The organism is Streptomyces ambofaciens ATCC 23877, assembly GCF_001267885.1.
GTDB lineage: Bacteria > Actinomycetota > Actinomycetes > Streptomycetales > Streptomycetaceae > Streptomyces > Streptomyces ambofaciens.
Window position 1 is genome coordinate 6282053 of record NZ_CP012382.1, and the last position, 22226, is coordinate 6304278.

Annotated in this window: 18 protein-coding genes; 9 read left to right on the forward strand and 9 right to left on the reverse strand. The window is 72.8% G+C overall.

Features of this window, described 5'->3' with window-relative positions:
- Positions 1 to 166 precede the first annotated feature (166 nt).
- Positions 167 to 2635, reverse strand: a complete 2469-nt coding sequence (treY, locus tag SAM23877_RS27555; RefSeq protein ID WP_053138950.1) for a malto-oligosyltrehalose synthase — start codon at positions 2633 to 2635, stop codon at positions 167 to 169.
- Between the two features lie 81 nt (positions 2636 to 2716).
- Between treY and SAM23877_RS27560 the strand changes: the two genes are divergently transcribed.
- The gene (locus tag SAM23877_RS27560) at positions 2717 to 4003 is read left to right on the forward strand and encodes an MFS transporter (RefSeq protein ID WP_079030477.1); all 1287 of its coding nucleotides are present in this window, start codon (positions 2717 to 2719) and stop codon (positions 4001 to 4003) included.
- Here SAM23877_RS27560 and glgX read toward each other — a convergent pair.
- On the reverse strand, positions 4000 to 6117 hold the full coding sequence (glgX, locus tag SAM23877_RS27565; RefSeq protein ID WP_053138952.1) for a glycogen debranching protein GlgX: 2118 nt from the start codon (positions 6115 to 6117) through the stop codon (positions 4000 to 4002). The genes SAM23877_RS27560 and glgX overlap by 4 nt on opposite strands.
- A 355-nt stretch (positions 6118 to 6472) precedes the next feature.
- Between glgX and SAM23877_RS27570 the strand changes: the two genes are divergently transcribed.
- Positions 6473 to 7720, forward strand: coding sequence for an SAV2148 family HEPN domain-containing protein (locus SAM23877_RS27570; RefSeq protein ID WP_053138954.1), 1248 nt, complete (start codon positions 6473 to 6475; stop codon positions 7718 to 7720).
- A 114-nt stretch (positions 7721 to 7834) separates the two neighbouring features.
- Positions 7835 to 8557: a 3'-5' exonuclease gene (locus tag SAM23877_RS27575; protein ID WP_053138959.1), complete on the forward strand. Its 723-nt coding sequence runs from the start codon at positions 7835 to 7837 to the stop codon at positions 8555 to 8557.
- 25 nt (positions 8558 to 8582) lie between these two features.
- Here the strand turns inward: SAM23877_RS27575 and SAM23877_RS27580 are convergent, their stop codons facing one another.
- Positions 8583 to 9446, reverse strand: a complete 864-nt coding sequence (locus SAM23877_RS27580) for a phosphotransferase enzyme family protein (RefSeq protein ID WP_053138961.1) — start codon at positions 9444 to 9446, stop codon at positions 8583 to 8585.
- A 220-nt stretch (positions 9447 to 9666) separates the two neighbouring features.
- On the opposite strand from SAM23877_RS27580, the gene SAM23877_RS27585 reads away from it, so the two are divergent.
- The 5 genes from SAM23877_RS27585 (at position 9667) to mgt (ending at position 15065) form a co-directional block, all read left to right on the forward strand.
- Complete coding sequence (locus tag SAM23877_RS27585; protein WP_053138963.1) at positions 9667 to 10614, forward strand: carbohydrate ABC transporter permease; 948 nt, start codon at positions 9667 to 9669, stop codon at positions 10612 to 10614.
- Positions 10611 to 11444: a carbohydrate ABC transporter permease gene (locus SAM23877_RS27590; RefSeq protein ID WP_053138966.1), complete on the forward strand. Its 834-nt coding sequence runs from the start codon at positions 10611 to 10613 to the stop codon at positions 11442 to 11444. The genes SAM23877_RS27585 and SAM23877_RS27590 overlap by 4 nt, the downstream gene beginning before the upstream one ends.
- On the forward strand, positions 11444 to 12727 hold the full coding sequence (locus tag SAM23877_RS27595) for an ABC transporter substrate-binding protein (protein WP_053138968.1): 1284 nt from the start codon (positions 11444 to 11446) through the stop codon (positions 12725 to 12727). The genes SAM23877_RS27590 and SAM23877_RS27595 overlap by 1 nt, the downstream gene beginning before the upstream one ends.
- 308 nt (positions 12728 to 13035) lie before the next feature.
- Entirely contained in the window at positions 13036 to 13815 is a 780-nt protein-coding gene (gene erm(O), locus SAM23877_RS27600; protein WP_053138973.1) for a 23S rRNA (adenine(2058)-N(6))-methyltransferase Erm(O), read from the forward strand.
- Positions 13812 to 15065, forward strand: a complete 1254-nt coding sequence (gene mgt, locus SAM23877_RS27605) for a macrolide-inactivating glycosyltransferase (RefSeq protein WP_053138975.1) — start codon at positions 13812 to 13814, stop codon at positions 15063 to 15065. The genes erm(O) and mgt overlap by 4 nt, the downstream gene beginning before the upstream one ends.
- A 77-nt stretch (positions 15066 to 15142) precedes the next feature.
- On the opposite strand, the gene SAM23877_RS27610 is transcribed toward mgt, so the two are convergent.
- Entirely contained in the window at positions 15143 to 17410 is a 2268-nt protein-coding gene (locus SAM23877_RS27610) for an MMPL family transporter (RefSeq protein ID WP_053138977.1), read from the reverse strand.
- A 374-nt stretch (positions 17411 to 17784) separates the two neighbouring features.
- Here SAM23877_RS27610 and SAM23877_RS27615 point away from each other — a divergent pair, with 374 nt between their 5' ends.
- Positions 17785 to 18333, forward strand: coding sequence for a DUF1697 domain-containing protein (locus tag SAM23877_RS27615; protein WP_053138979.1), 549 nt, complete (start codon positions 17785 to 17787; stop codon positions 18331 to 18333).
- Positions 18334 to 18400: 67 nt separating this feature from the next.
- On the opposite strand, the gene SAM23877_RS27620 is transcribed toward SAM23877_RS27615, so the two are convergent.
- The 5 genes from SAM23877_RS27620 to SAM23877_RS41830 all read right to left on the reverse strand — a co-directional run bounded on the left by SAM23877_RS27620 (position 18401) and on the right by SAM23877_RS41830 (position 22225).
- Entirely contained in the window at positions 18401 to 19138 is a 738-nt protein-coding gene (locus SAM23877_RS27620) for a sirohydrochlorin chelatase (RefSeq protein ID WP_053138981.1), read from the reverse strand.
- An 8-nt stretch (positions 19139 to 19146) separates the two neighbouring features.
- The gene (locus SAM23877_RS27625; RefSeq protein WP_053138983.1) at positions 19147 to 20043 is read right to left on the reverse strand and encodes an ABC transporter permease; all 897 of its coding nucleotides are present in this window, start codon (positions 20041 to 20043) and stop codon (positions 19147 to 19149) included.
- Positions 20030 to 20824 (reverse strand): ABC transporter ATP-binding protein, encoded by a 795-nt coding sequence (locus SAM23877_RS27630; protein WP_053138984.1) that lies wholly within the window; start codon positions 20822 to 20824, stop codon positions 20030 to 20032. Before SAM23877_RS27630 ends, SAM23877_RS27625 begins: the two co-directional genes overlap by 14 nt.
- A gap of 34 nt (positions 20825 to 20858) precedes the next feature.
- Entirely contained in the window at positions 20859 to 21962 is a 1104-nt protein-coding gene (locus SAM23877_RS27635; RefSeq protein WP_053138986.1) for an aliphatic sulfonate ABC transporter substrate-binding protein, read from the reverse strand.
- Positions 21963 to 22093: 131 nt separating this feature from the next.
- On the reverse strand, positions 22094 to 22225 hold the full coding sequence (locus SAM23877_RS41830) for a hypothetical protein (protein ID WP_280518079.1): 132 nt from the start codon (positions 22223 to 22225) through the stop codon (positions 22094 to 22096).
- Between the last annotated feature and the right edge of the window lies 1 nt (position 22226).

The window sequence follows — 22226 nt, forward strand, 5'->3', positions numbered from 1 at the left end:
ATCCCCGGCGGTGGGCCCGGCCACCCCGGCGGTGGGCCCGAACTCGCCGGTCGCGGTGCCGGTGTCCCCGGCCGAGGTGTGCGGGGCGACCACCCCGGCCGAGGTGTGCGGCGCCGTCCCCGCCGCCGCGCGGGGCGGCTGACGCCGGCTCCGGCGGGCCCGCCGCTCAGTCCGTGCCCTCCTCCGTCGCCCCCACCCGCTCCAGCAACGCCACCGGCACTCCCGTGAAGAGTTCCTCCACGGGCACCTGCCCGGTGAACTCCCGCCCGGGCGCCAGGGCGTCGGCCCACCGGCCGGGCGGCAGCGGCAGCGTCGTACCGCGCCAGCCGCCCGCCTCCGCCAGCCGCAGGGACAACCGGGTCACGGCGGTCACGACCTCCCCGGAGCGGACGAACGCCAGGCAGTGCGCCGCCGCGGGGCCCTGCGCGGCGAGCGGCTCGTACGTCGCCGCGTCGCCGAACACCTCCGGCCGCCGCCGTCGCAGCCCCAACGCCGCCCGGGTCACGGCCTCCTTCGTCCCGCCGGCCCCCGCCGAAGTGGCCCCGGCGCCCGCCGAAGTGGCCCCGGCGCCCGCGATGGCCCCGGCGCCCCCGGCGTTCGAGACGGCCCCGGTCTCCCCGTCCCCGGCGGGCGGGAAGCGCACGGGGCGGCGGTTGTCCGGGTCCACCAGGGCCAGGTACTCGCCCTCCGTACCCTGGTAGAGGTCCGGCACCCCCGGCATCGTCAGGTGCGTCAGGGCCGTGCCGAGGACGTTGGCCCGGATGTGCGGCTCCAGTGCTTCCCGGAAGGCGGCCACCCGTTCCCCCGGCGTGCCGCACGGCCCTTCCGCCACGAACCGGGCCACCGCGTCCTCGTACGCCGGCTCCTGCTCCGTCCAGCTGGTGTACATCCCCGCCTCGCGCACGTGCTTCAGCAGCGCCTCCCGCACGCGCTCCCCGGCCGCGGGCCCCAGCCCGAACACGGTCTGCCAGGCGGCCCACGCCAGCTGGGCGTCCGGCATGTCGTCGCCGGAGCGGGTGACCTCCGTCAGGACGTCCGCCCACCGCTCGGGGCACTCCGTGAGCACCGCCAGCGCGGCCCGCACGTCGGCGCTGCGCTTGGTGTCGTGGGTCGAGACGACCGTGCCGGTCGCGGGCCAGTCGCGCTGCACGCGCGCGCAGTACGCGTGGAACTCGTCCGGCGACAGTGCCGGGCCGCCCGGGTTCCCGCCCACCTCGGTCGCCGACAGCAACGGCACGTAGCGGTAGAACGCCGTGTCCTCGACGGACTTGGCGCGCAGCGCCGACGCGGTCTGGGCGAACCGGTTCCGGAACTCCACGTGCTCCGGCCCGTCCCCGGACCTCCCGAGCACCAGGTCCCGGACGACGTCCACCGCCCCGCCCTCCTCCCGCACCGGGAACGCGAGCCGCGCCTCGGCCGCCGCCTCCTCGGTGACGACGGACGCCGCGTCCACCGACGCGTAGGGCCGGTACACCTCGAGCCGGACCAGCAGCTCCCGCAAGGCCGTGCGCAGCGCCCACGGCGCCCGGTCGCGCAGGGCCGGTTCCGGGGAGGCGACGCACAGCCGGTGCGCCACCCGCGTCAGCCGGTCCATCTCGGTGGCCAGCTCGAACGAGAGCACCTTGTGGGCCGCCCGTCGCACCGTCGCCGCCCAGTCCCCGCCCCGGTCCGTCTGCGGGGCGGCGAAAGCGCGGTAGCGGCCGAGGAGTTCCCCGTACCCCGCCGGGTCCACGAAGAGCGCGTCGACGTGCCGCAGGGCGTCGTAGCCGGTCGTGCCCGCCACGGGCCAGGCGGCCGGCAGCCGCTCGCCGTCCGCCAGGATCTTCTCCACCACCGTCCACCGGCCGCCACTGGCCTCGTGCAGCCGCCGGAGGTACGTGTCGGGGTCGGCGAGGCCGTCCGGATGGTCGACGCGCAACCCGTCGAGCACGCCCTCGTGCAGCAGCCGCAGCACCGTGGCGTGCGTGGCCTCGAACACCTCCGGGTCCTCCACGCGGACGCCGATCAGCTCCGAGATGCTGAAGAAGCGCCGGTAGTTCAGCTCGGTACGGGCGAGCCGCCACCACACCGGGCGGTACCACTGCGCGTCCAGGAGCTGCGGCAGCGGAAGGTCCCCGGTGCCGTCCCGCAGGGGGAAGGCGTGGTCGTGGTAGCGCAGTACGTCACCGTCGACCCGGAGGTCGTCCAGGACCTCACCGACCGGGGCACCGAGCACCGGCAGCAACACCTGCCCGCCCTGCGCCTCCCAGTCGATGTCGAACCACCGCGCGTAGGGCGATTTCGGGCCCTCGCGCAGCACCTCCCACAGGGCGCGGTTGTGGCGGGGGGACATCGCCATGTGGTTCGGCACGATGTCCGCCACCAGGCCGAGGCCGTGCTCCCGCGCGGTGCGCGCCAGCGCCCGCAGTCCCTCCTCGCCACCGAGTTCCCCGCGCACGCGCGCGTGGTCCACGACGTCGTAGCCGTGCCGCGAGCCCGGCACGGCCTCCAGCACCGGGGACAGGTGCAGGTGCGAGACGCCGAGCGAGGCCAGGTACGGCACGGCCGCCGCCGCGGCCGAGAAGGGGAAGTCGGGCTGCAGCTGCAGCCGGTACGTGGCTGTGGGCACCGTCGGGTCGGGTCGCTCAGGTGTCATGGAAACCTACGTACCCGCCTCACCGCCTTTCGTGTCATCGGCCCCTCCACGGGCGTACGCGCGCGTGACTAGCTTCGAGCGATGGGAAGCAACCAGAGCACGGGGAGCGGCGCACTGGAGTCGTACCGGGAGGTGATCGGCCTGACCGGGCCGCTGCTGCCGGTGGTGTCCTTCCTCGGGCGGCTGCCGACGGCCACCGTCCAGTTCGGCAGCGTCCTGCTCATCGCCCGCACCAGCGGTTCGCTGGCCGCCGCGGGGCTGACCGGGGGAGCGCTCGCCGTCGGCCAGGTTGCGTGCGGTCCGCTGGTCGGCCGGCTCGCGGACCGGCACGGACAGCGCACCGTCGTCCTCGTCTTCTGCCTGGTCAACGCCATCGCGATCGCCGCGCTGGTGGCGGGCGCGCTCGCGGGAGCGGCGCCGCCGGTGCTGGCGCTCCTCGGTGCGGCGGCGGGGGCGAGCGTGCCCCTGATCGGTCCGCTGGCCCGTGCCCGCCTGGTGGCGCTCGCGCGCCGGGCCGGTGCTCCGGAACCCACCGTGAGCGCCGCGCTCTCCTTCGAGAGCACCCTCGACGAGGTCTCCTTCGTCCTCGGCCCGGCCCTGGTGGGCCTCGCGGCGGTCCTGGCCCACCCGGCGTACGCCCTGACCGGTGCCGCCGTCCTGGTCGCCGGGTGCGGCACCGCCTTCGCCCTGCATCCCACGGCCCGCACGACGGCCGCACCGGCCACCGGGACGCCCGGCGGCCCCCGTCCCCGCCTCCCGATGCCCCGCGCGGTGCACGCCCTGCGGGCCTCGCTCGCCCTCCAGGGGGCGATGTTCGGGGCCTGCCAGGCGGGGATCACCGCGCTCACCGAGCGCCTCGGGAGGCCGGAACAGGCGGGGCTCGTCTATGCCGCCATGGGAGTGATGAGCGCGGTCGCGGGGCTCGCCATGGCCGCCGTGCCCGCCCGCCTCGGACTGCGTACCCGCTGGCGGACGGCCACCGCCGTCGCGTTCGCCCTGTCGCTGCCGCTGCTGTGGACGCAGAGCCTGACGGGGCTGTACGTGGTGGTCACCGTCCTGGGCATCGCCTACGCCCCGCACCTGATCACCGTGTTCGCGCTCACCGAGCGGGCGGTGCCGCGGGCCCGGCTGGCCGAGGCGATGGCCTTCGCGACCAGCGCGATCGTGGGCGGCCAGGCCCTCGCCCTCGCCGCCACCGGCCGCCTGGCCGAGTCCCACGGCCCGGTCGCGGCGTTCGCGACGGCGAGCGGTGCCGCCGCGCTCGCCTGCGCGACCGCGCTGGCCGCGCGTCCGGCGCCGTACGCCGGGCGCGCGGGGACCGCCCACCACGCGCGCGTGGACGACGCGCGCGGCGGGGCGCGCTCCTAGACGGGGCGCTGCAGGACCGTCAGGCTCCGGTCCACCAGGGTCAGCCGGTCCCCGGCCTGCACCTTCGCACCCGTGTCCCGGGGCACGCCGTCGGTGCGCGCGGTGTCGACGACCACCTCCCACTGCCGGCCGTGGTCGACCGGCACCACGAAGTCCAACGGCTTCGGCGAGGCGTTGAACATCAGCAGGAACGAGTCGTCGGCGATGCGCTCCCCGCGCGGTCCGGGCTCGGAGATCGCGTTGCCGTTCAGGAAGACCGTCAGCGCGGACGCCCGCGCCGAGTTCCAGTCCCGCTGGGTCATCTCCGCACCCTCGGGGGTGAACCAGGCGATGTCCGACAGCTCGTCGTGGGTGCCCTCCACGGGACGCCCGTGGAAGAAGCGCCGCCTGCGGAAGACCGGGTGGTCCTTGCGCAGCCACACCATGGCGCGGGTGAACTCCAGCAGCTCACGGCCCATGCCGTCACCCTCGGGCCACGCCACCCAGGCCAGCTCGTTGTCCTGGCAGTAGGCGTTGTTGTTGCCCCGCTGGGTGCGGGCGAACTCGTCGCCGTGGCTGATCATCGGCACGCCCTGGGAGAGCAGCAGCGTGGCGATGAAGTTGCGCATCTGCCGGGCCCGCAGCTCCAGCACCGCCGGGTCGTCGGTCTCGCCCTCGACGCCGCAGTTCCAGGACCGGTTGTGGCTCTCGCCGTCCCGGTTGTCCTCGCCGTTGGCGTGGTTGTGCTTCTCGTTGTACGCCACCATGTCGTGCAGGGTGAAGCCGTCGTGGCAGGTCACGAAGTTGATGGAGGCGAGCGGACGGCGGCCGTCGTCCTGGTACAGGTCCGACGACCCGGTCAGCCGGGACGCGAACTCGGCCAGCGTGCGCTGCTCGCCGCGCCACAGGTCCCGCACCGTGTCCCGGTACTTGCCGTTCCACTCGGTCCACAGCGGCGGGAAGTTGCCCACCTGGTAGCCGCCCTCGCCCACGTCCCAGGGCTCGGCGATCAGCTTCACCTGCGAGACGACCGGGTCCTGCTGGACGAGGTCGAAGAACGACGACAGCCGGTCCACCTCGTGGAACTGCCGGGCCAGGGTGGCCGCGAGGTCGAAGCGGAACCCGTCGACGTGCATCTCGGTGACCCAGTACCGCAGCGAGTCCATGATCATCTGGAGTACGTGCGGCGACCGCATGAGCAGGGAGTTCCCGGTCCCCGTGGTGTCCATGTAGTAGCGGGGGTCGTCGGTCAGCCGGTAGTAGGAGGCGTTGTCGATGCCCTTGAAGGACAGCGTCGGGCCCAGGTGGTTGCCCTCGGCGGTGTGGTTGTAGACGACGTCCAGGATGACCTCGATCCCGGCCTCGTGCAGCGCCTTCACCGCCGACTTGAACTCCAGCACCTGCTGGCCGCGGTCGCCCCAGGAGGCGTACGCGTTGTGCGGGGCGAAGAAGCCGATCGTGTTGTAGCCCCAGTAGTTGTTCAGGCCCATGTCCACCAGGCGGTGGTCGTTGACGAACTGGTGGACCGGCATCAGCTCCAGCGCCGTCACCCCCAGCTCGGTCAGGTGCTCGATGACCGCCGGGTGCGCCAGGGCCGCGTAGGTGCCGCGCAGCTCCTCGGGCAGGCCCGGATGCCGCATGGTCAGGCCCTTCACGTGGGCCTCGTAGAGCACCGTGTGGTGGTACTCCGTCCTGGGGCGCCGGTCGTCGCCCCAGTCGAAGTAGGGGTTGACCACGACCGAGGACATCATGTGCGGGGCGGAGTCGAGGTCGTTGCGCCGGTCGGGGTCGTCGAAGTGGTAGCCGTACACCTCCTCGCCCCACTGGATCGAGCCGCTGATCGCACGTGCGTACGGATCGAGCAGCAGTTTGGCGCTGTTGCAGCGCTGCCCGCGCTCCGGGGCGTACGGGCCGTGCACGCGGTAGCCGTACCGCTGCCCGGGCATCACGCCCGGCACGTACGCGTGCCGGACGAACGCGTCGCTCTCCCGCAGCTCGACCGCGGCTTCCGAGCCGTCGTCGTGCAGCAGACACAGCTCTACTCGGTCGGCGGCCTCCGTGAAGACCGCGAAGTTGGTGCCGGCGCCGTCGTACGTGGCACCGAGTGGATATGCCTCTCCAGGCCAGACCTGCATGGACACGACTCTTTCAGGTGTGGGGCGCCGGTGCGGACGCCATGGCTCCGAGTCTCCCCGAAAGTGAGGCGACCACCTAGCACGTACGTCCTCCTACCCACCCGTCGGCGATGTGCTCGATCCACGCCCAGGGAAGGGCGCCAGGGATTCTTCCCCGTACCGGGCGACGTCACCGCTATGAATCCGCTCACTCCACGGTGTCCGGGCGGACGGAACGGACGTGTGGATCACGGAGGTTGGGAAAACCGGCCGGTCCATCGGGCTGCACCGCGGACCGCTCGCGGAGTACCCTTCCTTGATCGTTGGGACGGGGTCTCCCCGAAGGTGCTCCGGGGGAGCGGAAGGCGGTGCGCGGGTGGGCTCGGGAGGGCTGGAGCTGCCTCCTGGTGACGACGGTCACCAGGGGAACTCCGCGGACGTCCCGCCCGGTGCGGTGTCCCTGGCGCGGCCGATGAGCGCGGGCGCGATCGGTCCGGAGCTGGACTGGGACGCCGACTCCTGGCACGAGGTGCGCACCCGTGCGCAGCGGGCGGGCCGTGCCTACATCTGGCTCAACCTCGTCGAACAGCGGCTGCGCGCGGTCGTGGCCGCCGTCCTCAGGCCGGTCTACGAGCCCGTCCACGGCGACGACTGGGTGGTCGCCGCGGCCGGACCGGCGGGTCAGGAGTGGGTGCAGCGCGCCGTCGCCGTCCGGGAGGTCAGCCGCCGCAAGGGCTACCTGCTCGACCCGGCGGACGACAACGTCCTCAGCTTCCTCACCCTCCCGCAGCTGCGCGAGCTGATGGTGCAGCACTGGCCCTGCTTCGAGCCCTACGTCGACGAGCGCCGGGACGTGGAACTCGCCCTGGACGAGCTGGAGGTCACCCGCAACGTCGTCTCCCGCAACCGGGCGCTGTCCGAGGCGGTCCTGAACCAGGCCGAGCGGGCCTCGGCGCGGCTCCTGGAGGTCCTCGGCGCGGGCAGCGACGTGCCGTCCGCGCGGCGGCTGCCGGTCGACGCGGTGGAGGACCTGGTCGGCGACCGGTACGCCGACGTGGTCGCGGTCCACTCGGACCGGGTCCGGCTGCTGCGCCAGTTCCCCGCCGAGGACCTCTTCGGCAACGCGCGCCGGGTGGACGCCCTCGGTATCGGCCTCAACCTGCTCGTGCAGAACTTCTCCGGCCGGCGCCTGCTGCGGCTGGCCGAGTCCGGCGGCCGGGTGCGGCTGCTCTTCCTGAACCCGGCGTCGAGCGCGATCAAGCGCCGCGAGCGCGAACTCGGTATCAAGCGGGGTGAGCTGAGCCGCGCCGTGGAGATGAACATCCTGCACATGCGCCGGGTGCGCGCCCGGTTGCGGGACCCGGGCGCGTTCGAGATCCAGGTCTTCGACGAGACGCCCCGCTTCACCGCCTACCTGGTCGACGGGGACGGCGTGGACGGGATCGCCGTCGTCCAGTCCTATCTGCGCCGGACGCGGGGGATGGAGGCGCCGGTGCTCGTGCTGCGCAACGGGCGCAACGGCGGCAAGGTCGTGAAGTCGGACCAGCTCGACGAAAGCGGACTTTTCCCCACTTATCGCGAGGAGTTCGAGCTGATGTGGGCGGATTCGCGACCCGTCTCGTGAACGTCGGCGCCGGGTCGGGCGCGGGCGTAAGCGGAATGCGATCCTCTGATTGTCAGTGGCCCGTGGGAAGGTGGGAACCACTGGGGGACGCACCACCAAGGAGGGGGACCGCCCATGGGCTGGCACCGGGAGCTGCTGATCGGCTTCGACCTGGAGACGACGGGCACCGACCCGCGCGAGGCGCGCATCGTCACGGGGGCCGTGATCGAGGTCATGGGCGGGGAGCCGCGCGGACGCCGGGAGTGGCTGGCCGACCCCGGCGTGGAGATCCCGGCGGACGCGGTGGCGGTGCACGGCATCAGCAACGAGCGGGCGGCCACCGAGGGCCGCCCCGCCGACCAGGTCGCGGACGCCATCGCGGGCGTGCTCGCCGCCTACTGGAAGACGGGCGTCCCGGTCGTCGCCTACAACGCGGCCTTCGACCTCACCCTGCTCTCCGCCGAGTTGCGGCGGCACGGACTGCCGTCCCTGCGCGACCGCCTGGGCGGCCTCGACCCGGCCCCCGTCATCGACCCGTACACCATCGACCGTTCCGTCGACCGGTACCGCCGCGGCAAGCGCAACCTGGAAGCGGTCTGCCAGGAGTACGGCGTCCCGCTCGACGCCGCCCACGACGCCACGGCCGACGCCCTCGCCGCGGCCCGTCTCGCCTGCGCGATAGCCGGCCGGCACCCCAAGGTCGCCTCCCTCGGCCCGGCCGACCTGCACCACCGTCAGATCGAGTGGTACGCCGAGTGGGCGGCGGACTTCCAGAGCTTCCTGCGCCGCAAGGGCGACGCCACGGCCGTCGTCGACGGCAGATGGCCGGTGCGCGAACCGGCCGACGAGCGGGTCTGACCCGGTCCCGGCCAGGGACGCGGAGTCAGAAGGGGTACCAGCGCACCGTCGGGTCGCCGTCCCGCAGCGACGCCACCCGGCGTTCGAACTCGGCCAGCGCCTTCGGGTTGTTCGGTGCGTGCTGGGCGACCCACGCGCAGCTGGCCGTCTCCCGGGCCCCGCGCAGCACCGCGCAGCCGTCCCACTCGCGCACGTCCCAGCCGTAGGTCCCGGTGAAGCCGTCGTACGCCTCCGCGGGCAGCCCGTAGCGGTCCCGGCTGAGGGCCATCACCACCAGATCGTGCTCGCGCAGGTCGGCGGAGAAGGTCTCCAGGTCGACGAGGACCGGTCCGTCGGGGCCGACGTGCACGTTGCGGGGCAGGGCGTCCCCGTGGATCGGGCCCCGCGGCAGCCGGGGAGTGAGCGCGGCGGCGGCCGTCGCGAAGCCGTCCCGCCGCTCGCGCAGGTAGGCGGCGTCCGCCGGGTCGATCACGTCACCCGCGAGCCGCAGCCAGCGTTCCACGCCGCCCAGCAGCTCGCGGGGCGGCAACCCGAAGGAGGGGGAGGGCAGCGCGTGGACCAGCCGGAGCAGGGCGGCCACGTCCCGCGGCTCGGTGGGCCGCACCGGGTCCGGCAGCCGTCGCCACAGCGTCACCGGGTGCCCGTCGACGAAGAGCGCCGTGGGGTCGGCCGCCCGCACCGCCGGCACCCCGGCCTCCTCCAGCCACACCGCCACGGCCAGTTCCCGGCGCGCCCGGTCGAGCAACTCGGCGTCGCGGCCCACCTTGACCGCCAGGTCACCGGCGACGAACACCGCGTTCTCGCCCAGGGCGAGCAGCCGCGCCTCCCTCGCCGGGCCGGTCAGTACTCCCGCCGCGGCCAGCACCTCCCGAGCCCGTGCCTCGTCCATCGTCCCGCGCCTCCGTGTCCGTGTCCGTGTTGTCGCCCGGCCCGGCTGATCCACCGTGTCCGGCGTGTCCGGCGTGTCCGGCGTGTCCGCCGTGATCCCGCCATCCGTCGGCCAGTGTCGCATTCGCACTGGTGGGAGCGTGTGTGCGGGCTCTTGACGGGGCACGGCGCCTTCACGACCATGACCAGGCCTGTCCTGGCCGCGCAGAGGGGCTGATCACGTGACACCGGTGACGGATGCGAGGAGACCGGCGCGCCGCGCGTCCGGCACGAACCGGCCCCGGCCCGGCCCCGACCACGGTGCCTGGTTCCTGGTGCTGCCCGCGCTGATTCCCATCCTGGTGCTCAGCGTCGGACCGCTGCTCTACGGCGTCTCGCTGGCCTTCACCGACGCGCAGTCGGGCCGTACGGAGCCCACGCAGTGGATCGGCACCCTGAACTTCCAGGACCTGATGCACGACACCCTGTTCTGGGAGTCGTTCCGCATCGGGCTGGTGTGGGCCGTGGGGGTGACGGTGCCCCAGTTCCTGCTCGCTCTCGGCCTCGCCCTGCTGCTCAACCAGAACCTGCGGCTGCGCTGGCTGGCCCGGGCCCTCGCGATCGTCCCCTGGGCGATGCCCGAGGTCGTCGTCGGCATCATGTGGCGGCTGGTCTACAACCCGGACGCGGGCATCCTCAACGAGACCCTGCGCGACCTCGGCCTCGGCGACGGCCGCGACTGGCTCAGCGGCCTCGCCACCGCCCTGCCGGCCGTCATCGTCGTCGGGGTCTGGGCCGGCATGCCCCAGACGACGGTCGCCCTGCTCGCCGGGCTGCAGAACACCCCGCGCGAGCTGCACGAGGCCGCCGCGGTCGACGGCGCGGGAGCCTGGCGCCGCTTCCGCACGGTCACCTGGCCCGCCCTGCGCCCCGTCGCGTTCGCCATCACCGCCCTCAACCTCATCTGGAACTTCAACTCCTTCGCCCTGGTCTACGTGCTGACCAGCGGGGGGCCAGGCGGCCGGACCCGGCTGCCCATGCTGTTCGCCTACGAGGAAGCCTTCCGCTACGGGCAGTTCGGTTACGCGGCGGCGATGGGCTGCGTCATGGTCGCCCTCGTCTCGGTCCTGCTGGCCGTCTTCCTCGCCGGCCGGCTCAGGGGCGGACTCAAGGAAGGTGACGTCGCATGAGGACCTCGACCGGAGCCCGGGCCGGCCAGTACGCCGCGTTGCTCGCGTACCTCGTCTTCCTGGCCTTCCCGTTCCTCTGGCTGATCTCCACCGCGTTCAAACCGCCGCAGGAGCTGGCCGGTCTCCACCCCACCTGGATCCCGCGGGACCCCACCCTCGACAACTTCCGGCAGGCCTTCGACGAACAGCCGCTGCTGCGCGCCGCCCTCAACTCCCTGGTGGCCGCGCTCGGCGCCGCGCTGATCGCCGTGGTGATCGCCACCCCGATGGCGTACGTCATGGCCCGCCACCGCTCCCGGCTCACCAGGGCGGCGACGGGGTGGGTGGTGGTCAGCCAGGCCTTCCCCTTCGTCCTGCTGATCATCCCGCTCTTCCTGGTGCTGAAGAACCTGCGGTTGATCAACTCCGTGCCGGGACTGGTGATGGTGTACGTCGTGTGGTCGTTGCCGTTCGCGCTGTGGATGCTCGCCGGGTACGTCCGGGCCGTGCCGCCCGAGCTGGAGGAGGCGGCGGCGGTGGACGGCGCCGGGCGGCTGCGCACGCTCGTGTCGGTGACCGCGCCGCTGCTCGCGCCGGGGATCGTGGCGACGGCGCTGTTCGCGTTCATCACCGCGTGGAACGAGTTCTTCTTCGCGCTGGTGCTCTTGAAGACACCGGAGAAGCAGACCCTGCCGGTGATCCTCACCCACTTCGTCGGCGCCGAGGGCGTCGCCGACCTGGGGCCGCTCGCGGCGGCGGCCTTCCTCGCGACGCTGCCCTCGCTGGTGGTCTTCGCCCTCATCCAGCGGCGGATCACGGGCGGCATGATGGCCGGGGCGGTGAAGAGCTGATGCGCACGAGGACCGCGACCCTGCTGGTCTCCCTCGCCCTGCTGCTCGCCGGCTGTACGGACGGCGGCGGCGACTCGGCGGACGGCCGCGTCACGCTGCGCTTCCAGTCGCTCGCCTGGCAGGAGGAGTCCGTGGCGGCCAACGAGGAGCTGGTCCGCGAGTGGAACGCCACCCACCCCGACGTGCGGGTCGAGTACGTCCAGGGCAGCTGGGAGAGCGTCCACGACCAGCTCCTCACCTCCTTCGAGGGCGGCGAGGCGCCCGACATCATCCACGACGCCTCCGACGACCTCGCGGACTTCGCCCACGGCGGTTACCTCGCGGACCTCTCGGACCTGCTGACCGAGCGGCTGAAGGCGGACATCCCGCAGCGCACGTGGGAGACGGTCACCTTCGGCGACGGCGTCTACGGCGTGCCGTTCCTCCAGGAGCCGCGCGTACTGATCGCCAACGCCGGCCTGCTGCGGACGTCGGGCGTCCGGATCCCGACCCCCGAACGCCCGTGGACCTGGACGGAGTTCCGGCAGGTGACGAAGGAGCTGAGCGGCGACGGGCGCTACGGCGTGGCCTGGCCGCTCAAGGAGCCCGTCTCGGCCACGCTCAACCTGTCGCTGTCCACCGGCGGCCGGCTGTTCCACCGCGGCGCCGACGGCAGGGTCACCGTCCGGTTCGAGGAGGCCGACCAGGTCGTGCCCCGCACGATCCACGACCAGGCCAACACCGACCACAGCGCCTCCGCCACCACCCTGGGCAGCGGCGGCTCCGACACGCTGCCCGGCTTCTTCGCGGGCAAGTACGCGATGGTGCCGCTCGGCTTCGCCTACCGCCAGCAGATCGAGCAGCAGGCCCCCGACGGCTTCGACTGGCAGGTGCTGCCCGCGCCGGCCGGTGCCGAGGGCCTCGACCAGGGAGTCAGTCCGCAGACGCTGTCGATCGCCGAGGACAGCCCGCACAAGGAGGAGGCCGCCGCCTTCGTCGACTTCCTCCTCCAGCCGGACAACATGGTGCGCCTCGCCCTCGGTGACTGGATGCTGCCCACCGGAACCGAGGCCCTGAAGGACCCCGCCCTGCACACGTCCGAGCACGGCTGGGCCACGGGCACCGCCCTCGCCGCCCACCTGAGGTCGGCGCCGGCGCAGTCCGTCCGGGGCTATCCCGAGTGGAAGGACAAGGTGGCGACCCCGGCGCTCCAGGAGTACTACAGCGGGGCGATCGGCATCGGTGAGTTGCGGGGGCGGCTGGAGGACGACGGCAACCTCGTCCTCGCCCGCTACCAGCGCTGACCGCCGTGAGCAGTCGGAAACCGGCCGTCGTCGGCCGGGCACGGAAATCACGTTGCCCGGCCGCCGAGGCACCGCCTAGGGTCGTCTCCGTGGGAGCCTTCAACGCGATCTACAACTCCGGTCCCGGCCGGGGCTGCACGCACTCCGTCAGGATGCGTCGTGGCCCCGGAGCCCTGACCGGCCCGGGGACCCCCCGCCGCTGATCCAGCGCGGCGGGGCCGATCCTCCGCATCCCCTTTTCCCCTCGTCTTCCGGTCAGGGCCCTCGGCTGCCCTTTTCCCCTGCACGGAAGACAAGGACCGCAGGCCATGGCCCGCCCCACCCAGCGTGCGCGCACGCTCTCGCAGAACTTCCTCGCCGACCGCGCCGCCGCCGCACACGTCGCCCGGCTGACCGCCCCCGACCGTCGGCACCCGCCGCTCGTCCTGGAAGTGGGCGCCGGCAAGGGCGCCCTCACCGAGCCGCTCGCCCGCCGCAGCCGGGAGCTGCACGCCTACGAGATCGACTCCAGGCTCGTCCCCGGGCTGCGCACCCGTTTCGCCGCCGCACCCCATGTCCGCGTGGTCGCCGGTGACTTCCTCGCCGCGCGGCCTCCGCGCACGCCGTTCTCCGTCGCCGGGAACGTGCCCTTCTCCCGCACGGCGGACATCGTCGACTGGTGCCTCGGCGCGCCGGCCCTCACCGACGCCACCCTGATCACCCAGCTCGAGTACGCACGCAAACGCACCGGCGACTACGGCCGTTGGACCCTGCTGACGGTACGGACCTGGCCCCACCACGAGTGGCGCCTGGTGGGACGCGTGAGCCGCTACGGCTTCCGGCCGGCGCCCCGCGTCGACGCGGGCGTCCTCCGTATCGAGCGCCGCGCCACCCCGCTGCTCACCGGTGCCGCCCAGCACGGCTGGCGGGACCTGGTCGAGCTGGGCTTCTCCGGAGTCGGCGGCTCGCTGCACGCGTCCCTGCGCCGGGCACACCCCAGGCGCCGGGTGGACGCGGCGTTCCGGGCGGCCCGGCTGGACCCCGGGGTGCTCGTCGGCGAGGTGGCGCCGGCGCGGTGGCTGCGGCTGCACGAGGAGCTGGCGTCGTGAGAAGAGGTGATTTGCACGAGACGTATCGTCTTGATTACGCTCCGCACATGCACGATCCCGCTCATATCGCGATGTTCTCCATCGCCGCGCACGGTCACGTGAACCCCAGCCTGGAAGTGATCCGGGAACTCGTCGCGCGAGGGCACCGGGTGACCTACGCGATCCCGCCGCTCTTCGCCGAGAAGGTCGCCGAGACGGGCGCCGAACCCAAGCTGTGGAACAGCACGCTGCCCGGCCCCGACGCCGACCCGGACGCGTGGGGGACCACACCGCTGGACAACGTCGAGCCGTTCCTCGACGACGCGATCCAGGCGCTCCCGCAGCTCATCGCGGCGTACGAGGGCGACGAGCCGGACCTGGTCCTGCACGACATCACCTCCTACCCGGCCCGCGTCCTCGCCCATCGCTGGGGCGTTCCCGCCGTCTCGCTCTCGCCGAACCTGGTCGCCTGGGAGGGGTACGAGGAGGAGGTCGGCCGGCCGACGTGGGAGGAGCCGCTGAAGACCGAGCGCGGCCGGGCGTACGACGCCCGCTTCCGTGGCTGGCTGAAGGAGAACGGGATCACCGAGGACCCCGACCCCTTCGTCGGCCGTCCCGACCGGTCGCTGGTCCTCATCCCGAAGGCGCTCCAGCCGCACGCCGACCGGGTCGACGAGAAGACGCACACCTTCGTCGGTGCCTGCCAGGGCGACCGCGCCGCCGAGGGCGACTGGCGGCGTCCGGAGGGCGCGGAGAAGGTCGTCCTCGTCTCGCTCGGGTCCTCGTTCACCAAGCGGCCGGCGTTCTACCGGGCGTGCGTCGAGGCGTTCGGCGCGCTGCCCGGCTGGCACGTGGTGCTCCAGGTCGGCCGGCACGTCGACCCCGCCGAGCTGGGCGACGTACCGGAGAACGTGGAGGTCCGCTCCTGGGTGCCGCAGCTGGCGATCCTGAAGCAGGCTGACCTGTTCGTCACGCACGCGGGCGCGGGCGGCAGCCAGGAGGGCCTCGCCACCGCCACGCCGATAGTGGCGGTACCGCAGGCGGTGGACCAGTTCGGCAACGCGGACATGCTCCAGGGGCTCGGCGTGGGCCGCCACCTGCCCACCGAGGAAGCCACCGCCGAGGCGCTGCGCGCCGCCGGGCTCGCCCTGGTCGAGGACCCGGAGGTGGCCCGGCGGCTGAAGGAGATCCAGGCCGGGATGGCCCGGGAGGGCGGCACCCGGCGGGCCGCCGACCTGATCGAGGCGGAGCTGGCGGCGGCGAGGACCTGACCGCGGCGTGGGAGGGAAGGCCGAGGGCCCGTCGGTTCCGTGGAACCGACGGGCCCTCGGCCGGGTACCGGGGACACTCAGACCCCGATCCTCTCGCCCCGCTCCCCTCGTTCGCCCTCGTCGTCCCGGACCGCGGGCGCGACCGCCTCGGGCGTCTCGTCGTGGGTGAGGTCGGGCAGCCGGTGCAGCCACTTCGGCAGGTACCAGTTGCGCTCGCCGAGCAGAGCCATCACGGCCGGCAGCAGGACGCCCCGGATGACCGTCGCGTCGATCAGCACCGCCGCCGCCAGGCCCACGCCCATCTGCTTCATGGACTGCATGGACAGCGTGCCGAAGATGGCGAACACGGCGACCATGATGACCGCGGCGCTGGTGACGACACCGGCCGTGGTGACCACCCCGTGCCGGATCGCGTCCCCGGTGGTCCGCCCGCGCAGCCGCGCCTCGCGGATCCGGGACACCACGAACACGTGGTAGTCCATCGACAGGCCGAACAGGATCACGAAGAGGAACAGCGGCAGCCAGGAGATGATGGCGCCCACCCCCTCCGCGCCGACCAGCGAGGCGCCCCAGCCGTGCTGGAAGACGGCGACCAGGATGCCGTAGGCCGCGCCCACCGACAGCAGGTTGAGCACGATCGAGGTCAGCGCGATCGTCAGCGAGCGGAACGACAGCAGCATCAGCGCGAAGGCGAAGATCACCACGAACACGAAGACGGGCAGGACCGACCCGACGATCTGGTCGTTGAAGTCCTTCGAGCCGGCGACCTGACCGGTGATCGGGGCCTCGACCCCGTCGACCTCGCCGAGCGTCGCCGGCCGTACCTCCTCGCGCAGCCTGTCCAGGCTCTCGCCCGCCTTGTCCAGGTCGGAGCCGCCGACCAGCGGGACGTACACCAGGGCGACGTTCCGCTCGTCGTGCATCACGACGTCGACCGGGCCGCGCGAGGCACCGGAACCGACCGCCCGCTCACGGAACTCGGCGAGCGCCTCCCGCACCTCGGGCGCGTTGATGTCGTCGGCCTTCACGACCACCTCGGCCGGGTCGGAACCGCCGGGGAAGGCCTCGTTGACGCGGTTGTACGTCTGCACGATCGGCAGCGAGTCGCCGAACTCCTGGTCCAGCGTCAGGTTCTGCGTCTTCATGCCGAGCGCGGGCGCGGCGACGGCCAGCAGCGCGCCGGTCGCCACGGCGGCGGCGAGCAGCGGCTTGGCGAGCACACGGTCCAGGACGGCCGTCCAGAACCGGCTGCCCTCCGCGGCGCCGTTCCGGCGGCGCCGGCGCAGGAACGGGACGCGGCCCTTCTCGACCCGCTCGCCCAGCAGGGAGAGCAGCGCGGGCAGCACCGTCACCGAACCGACCATCGCGACCGCGACCACCATCAGCGAGGCCAGACCCATCGCCTCGAACTCGGCGATGCCGGTGAACAGCATGCCCCCCATCGCCACGCACACCGTGACGCCGGAGACGACGATCGCCCGGCCGCTGGTGGCGGCGGCGATCCGCAGCGCCGTTCGAGCGTCCCGCCCGGCGGCCCGCTCCTCGCGTTCGCGGCGCAGGTAGAACAGGCAGTAGTCGACGCCGACGGCCAGACCGACCAGCAGCATCACCGAGTTGGCGGTCTCGCTCATCGGCTGGAAGTGGCTGACCAGGCCCATCAGGCCCATCGTCGCCATGATCGCGGTGATCGCCAGGGCCACCGGGACCAGCGCCGCCACCAGCGCGCCGAACGCGACGAGCAGGATGCCGAGGGCCACCGGCACCGCGGAGTACTCGGCCTTCTTGAAGTCGTCGCCGAACGCGTCGTCGAACGTCTTCATCATGCTGGCGCCGCCGATCTCCTCGATCCGCAGCGAGCCGTGCTCCTCCTGGACGCCCTCGACGGCCTTCAGCACCGGCTCGACCCGCTTGCCCGCGGTGTCCGACTCGCCGCGCATGTCGAACTGGACCAGCGCGCTGCGGCCGTCCTTCGAGATCGTCTTCGTGTCGTACGGGGAGGTCACGCCGGTGACCTCCCCGGTCTCCTCCACCGCCGCCATCACCGCGGCCACCGCGGCCCGGAACTCGGCGTCCTGGGCCTTCGTCCCGCCGTCCTTCGCCTGCACCAGGACGGTCTCGCTCGCCGGCTCCTCGATCCCGGCGTCCTCGATGATCCTCGCGGCGGTGTGCGTCTCACCGCTCAGCTGGTCGCTGTCCTTGACGTCGACCCGCCCGGCCGCCGAGCCGAGCCCCATCGCCAGGACGACGAACAGTACCCAGATCCCGACGGCAGCCCATCGGTGCCGGGCGCTCCAGCCGCCGGCCCGGGCGGCCATGCCCCGCACCCGTGTTTCTCCGTTCCCCATGACGGGCTTGCCCCCTTGTGAGCGGTGACAGCCCCCTGCCGCCACCTTTCCTCTCGAAGGTAGGGGCCGGATAAAGCCATCTCGTCGTGCTCCCCGGTGACCCGCGGCGGCGCCGGCTCATCCCCCCGTACCGACGTTCCTCACCGCTGAGGAGGACATGGCCCCCTACATCTACCGGGACCGCTCGGGGTGTTGATCAGGGCGCGGTGCCCACCCCGCCTCTTTCGAAGTCTTGTTGAACAAGTCACAGACGCGTGTAGTGGTTGAAGCACGCGCACCGTATCGGCGAGAGTGGCGCGCACGTCCGCTCGGCGCGCGGGCGCGGCCGTCGTGCCCACCCCCACGGGGCACGACGGCCCCCTTATGGTGTGCGCATGACGACGATGTACGCGGCGCTGCTGCGCGGGATCAACGTGGGCGGCGCGAAGAAGGTCCCGATGGCGGAGCTGCGCGCGCTCCTGACGAGCCTCGGCCACGACCGCGTGAGCACCTATCTCCAGAGCGGCCAGGCCGTGTTCGCGTCCGACGGTGGCGACGCGGAGTCCCTGGCCGCCGAGTTGTCGTCGGCGATCGAGAAGCGCTTCGGCTTCACCGTGGACGTGCTCGTCCGCGACCACGCCTACCTGAAGGGGATCGCGCAGGCCTGCCCGTTCCCGGCCGCCGACCTGGAGGCCAAGCAGCTCCACGTCACCTACTTCTCCGCGCCGGTGGCCGAGGAGCGCTTCGCGGCGATCGACCGGGCGGGCTTCCTCCCCGAGGAGTTCCGCCTCGGCGACCGCGCCCTCTACCTGTACGCGCCCGAAGGCCTCGGACGCTCCAAGCTCGCCGAGGCCCTCGCCAAGCCCCGCGTGAACAAGGGCCTGACCGCCACCACCCGCAACTGGAACACCGTCGTCAAGCTGGTGGAGATGACCGCCGCCTAGCGCGCGCGGCCGGCGGCCTCCGGATCAGTACGGACGCGAGGTGCGGACGCGAGGCGCGGACGCGAGCTCAGGCCCCCACCGCCGTCAGCACCGGCACCCGCGCCTGGTCGTACCGCTCCAGCAGGACCCGCGCCACCTCCGGCGAGGGGCCGAGGACCTCCGCCCGTACGTCGGCCTCGGCCGCGCCCCGCGCGATGCGGTCCGGCAGGAACCCGGGGGCCAGGACGTAGGGGGCGACGGCGACGCGCGGGCAGCCCAGCTCCCGCAGTTCCCGCACGGCGTCCTCGGTGCGGGGAAGGGATGCGGAGGCGAACGCAGGCCGCACGGCGCACCAACCGGTGTGCCGCCACTCCCGCGCGATTTCTGCGATCACTGCGATCGCCTCCGGGTCGGAGGACCCCGCCGAGGCCAGCACGACCCCGGTCGAGGACTTGTCGGCGGGCGTCAGGCCCGCCTCGTACAGGCGCCGTTCCAGCGCCGACAGCAGCAGGGGGGAGGGGCCGAGCACGTCCGCCTGCCGGATCCGCAGGCGCGGCGGCGCGTCCGCGAGGACCGCCGGGATGTCCGCCTTGGCGTGGAAGGCGCGGGTCAGCAGCAGCGGCAGCGCCACCACGTCCCGCACGCCCTCCGTCTCCAGGGACTCCAGCACGCCCTGCACCGAGGGCACGTTGAAGTCCAGGAAACCGGTCTCCACGCGGACGTCGGGGCGCAGCGCCCGGACCCGGCGGACCAGGGCGTGCACGGTCGCGGCGTGCCGCGGGTCGCGGCTGCCGTGGGCGATGACCAGAAGGACCGGCGCGGACATGCTCGCTGTCAGCTCCTCACCAGCAGGCCGCGGCTGCGCAGCACCCACCGCTCCAGCGGGCTGAAGATCAGCAGGTCGATGGCGATACCGACGGTCAGGATCAGCAGGATGGCCTCGAAGACCATGGCCATGTCGCTGGCGTTGCGGCCGTTCTCCAGCAACTGCCCGAGGCCCACCCCGAGGTCGGGGAAGGAGGCGATGATCTCGGCGGCCATCAGGGACCGCCAGGAGAACGCCCAGCCCTGCTTCAGACCGGCGACGTAACCGGGCAGCGCGGCCGGCAGCACGACGTGCCACGTGCCCTTCAGGCCCGTCGCGCCCAGCGTGCGGCCGGCGCGCAGGAAGAGCGGGGACACCTGGTCGACGCCCGACACCAGGCCGTTGGCGATGGACGGCACCGCGCCGAGCAGGATGACGGCGTACATCATCTTGTCGTTCAGACCCAGCCAGATCACGGCCGGCGGCACCCAGGCCACCGACGGCAGCGACTGGAGGCCGGACAGGATCGGGCCGATCGCCGCCCGCGCGAACTTCACCCGCGCCACCAGCAGCCCCAGCGGGGTGCCGATCAGCAGCGCCAGCACGAACCCGGACAGGCCGCGCGAGACGCTCGTCCAGATGTAGCCGAGCAGCTCGCCCTGGAGCCAGGCCTGGTGGACGACGTCCCACACGGCGGAGGGGGCCGGCAGCTTGGTCGGGTCGTCGACGATCTCGAAGGAGACGAGCCCCTGCCACACCGCCAGCACCAGCAGGACGGCGAGGGTGGGCGGCAGGATCTTCTCCACGAAGGTCTGCCGGAAGGGCCTGCGGCGCTGCTGCACCGTCTCCAGCGCGTCCAGGCCCGCCTCCAGACCGGCGAGATCGCCCCCGTCCTTCGCGGGGCGGGTCGTGTCAGTGCTGGCCATGGCGGCGGATCTCCCCACGCAGTTCTTCGGTGATCTCGACGGACAGCTCCGCCACCTCGGTGTCCTCGATGCGGCGCGGGTGCGGGATGCCGACCGTCCACTCGCGGGCGATGCGCCCGGGGCGGGAGGAGAGCAGCACCACCCGCTCGGCGAGCCGCACGGCCTCGCGCACGTTGTGCGTGACGAACAGGACGGACAGCTTCGTCTCGCGCCAGATCCGGGTCAGTTCGTCGTGCAGCACGTCCCGGGTGATGGCGTCCAGCGCCGCGAACGGCTCGTCCATCAGCAGCAGACTGCTCTCCTGGGCGAGTGCCCGGGCCAGCGCGACCCGCTGGCGCATACCGCCCGACAGCTCGTGCACCCGCTTGCCGTGGGCGCCCTTCAGCCGGACGAGTCCGAGCAGCTCCTCCGCCTTGTCGCGGCGCTCGGACTTCGGCACGCCCCGCAGCTTCAGGGCGAGTTCGATGTTCTTGCCCGCGGTCAGCCACGGGAACAGGGCGTGCTCCTGGAACATCAGGGCCGGCCGCCCGTCCGTGGAGATCGCGCCGGCGCTCGGCCTGTCCAGCCCCGCCACCAGGTTCAGCAGCGTGGACTTGCCGCAGCCGGAGGCCCCCAGGAGGGTGACGAACTCGCCGGGCGCGACATCGAGGGTGATGTCGTCCAGCACGAGCTGCTGCCCGGCGGGGCCCGGGAACGACTTCGAGACGTGCTCGATCCGCGCGGCGTGCGTGACCGCCGCGGTGCTCTCGTCGGCCTTGGCGAGGGTCGTGGTCGTGGCCATGGTCGTCACCTCCTGGGAGTGGTCGGAATCCGGGCTACTTCGCGCCGAGACCGGCGTCGTCGACCGCGGGCCGGCCCTTGGCCGCCAGGACCCTGTTGAGCGGCGCGAGGTCGTAGATGCCCTGCAGGTCGGGTTCGTCCAGCAGGCCCGCCTTCACTGCGTGCTCGGCCTGGGCGTCGAGGGTGGCGGCCAGCGGGTCGTCGGTGACCTCGATCGACTGCCACGCCGGGTCCAGGACGTCGGCCGGCAGCGCCTTGCCGGTGTCCTTCTCCAGCTGCTCGTTGGCCGCGGCCTTCGCCTCGTCCGGGTTGGCCTTGATCCACTCGTTGGTGTCGACCGAGGCCCTCAGCACGGCCTCGACGGCCTTCGGGTGCTCCTCGAGGAACTTCTGCGACACGACGATGTTCGTGATCACGAACTTCTCGTCCGGCCACAGCGTCGACTCGTCCAGCAGCACCTTGCCGCCCTCGGCGACCAGCTTGGACGCGGTCGGCTCGGGCACCCAGGCACCGTCCAGGGAGCCCGCCCTGTAGGCGTCGGGCGTGACCTTGTTGTCGCTGCGCACGACCGTCACGTCGCCCTTGCCGCTCTGCGCGTCGACCTTCCAGCCCTGCTCGGCGACCCAGTTGAGGAACGCCACGTCCTGCGTGTTGCCGAGCTGCGGGGTGGCGATGCGCTTGCCCTCGACGTCCTTCAGCGACTTGATCTTCTCGGGGTTCACCACCAGCTTCACCCCGCCCGAGGCCGAACCGCCGACGATCCGCAGGTTCTTCCCGCCCGACTTGGTGTAACCGTTGATCGAGGGGGAGGGGCCGATCCAGCCGATGTCGAGGGAACCGGAGTTCAGCGCCTCGATCTCGGACGGGCCGGCGTTGAAGGTCGCGTACTTGGCCTCGGTGGCGCCCAGCGCCTTCTGGAAGAAGCCCTTACGGTTGCCGACCAGGGCCGTGGCGTGGGTGACGTTGCCGAAGTAGCCGATGCGGACGGAGTCCAGTCCGTCGATCTTCTCGGCGCCGGCGGCCACCTTCACGGTGTCGTCGTCCTTGGCCTGGGAGCCGTAGCCGCAGGCGGCGAGCGCGAGCAGCGGCAGAGCGGCCATGACCGCGAGGGTGCGGCGCAGAGCGGTGTTGGCAGGCACGGGAGGCTTTCCTCTCGTCGGCCCGGCGGTCACGCCTGTCGGTGGGCCGAGGTGTCAGGTCGTGGCCGGGAGGTCGGCGGGTCTTCGGCAGTGCGGGTGGGAGGTGCGGGCGCGCGAGCGGTGCGCGTACGTCACCGCGCACATCGCCCGACGCCGCCCAGCCCTCCCCCGAAGTCCGTGCGGGGGGACCCCCGGCCGAGGGCGCCGCTGCCGACGCGGCCGCCCTCCTCGGCGAACGTGGGGGAGAAGTCGGGGGAGCGCATG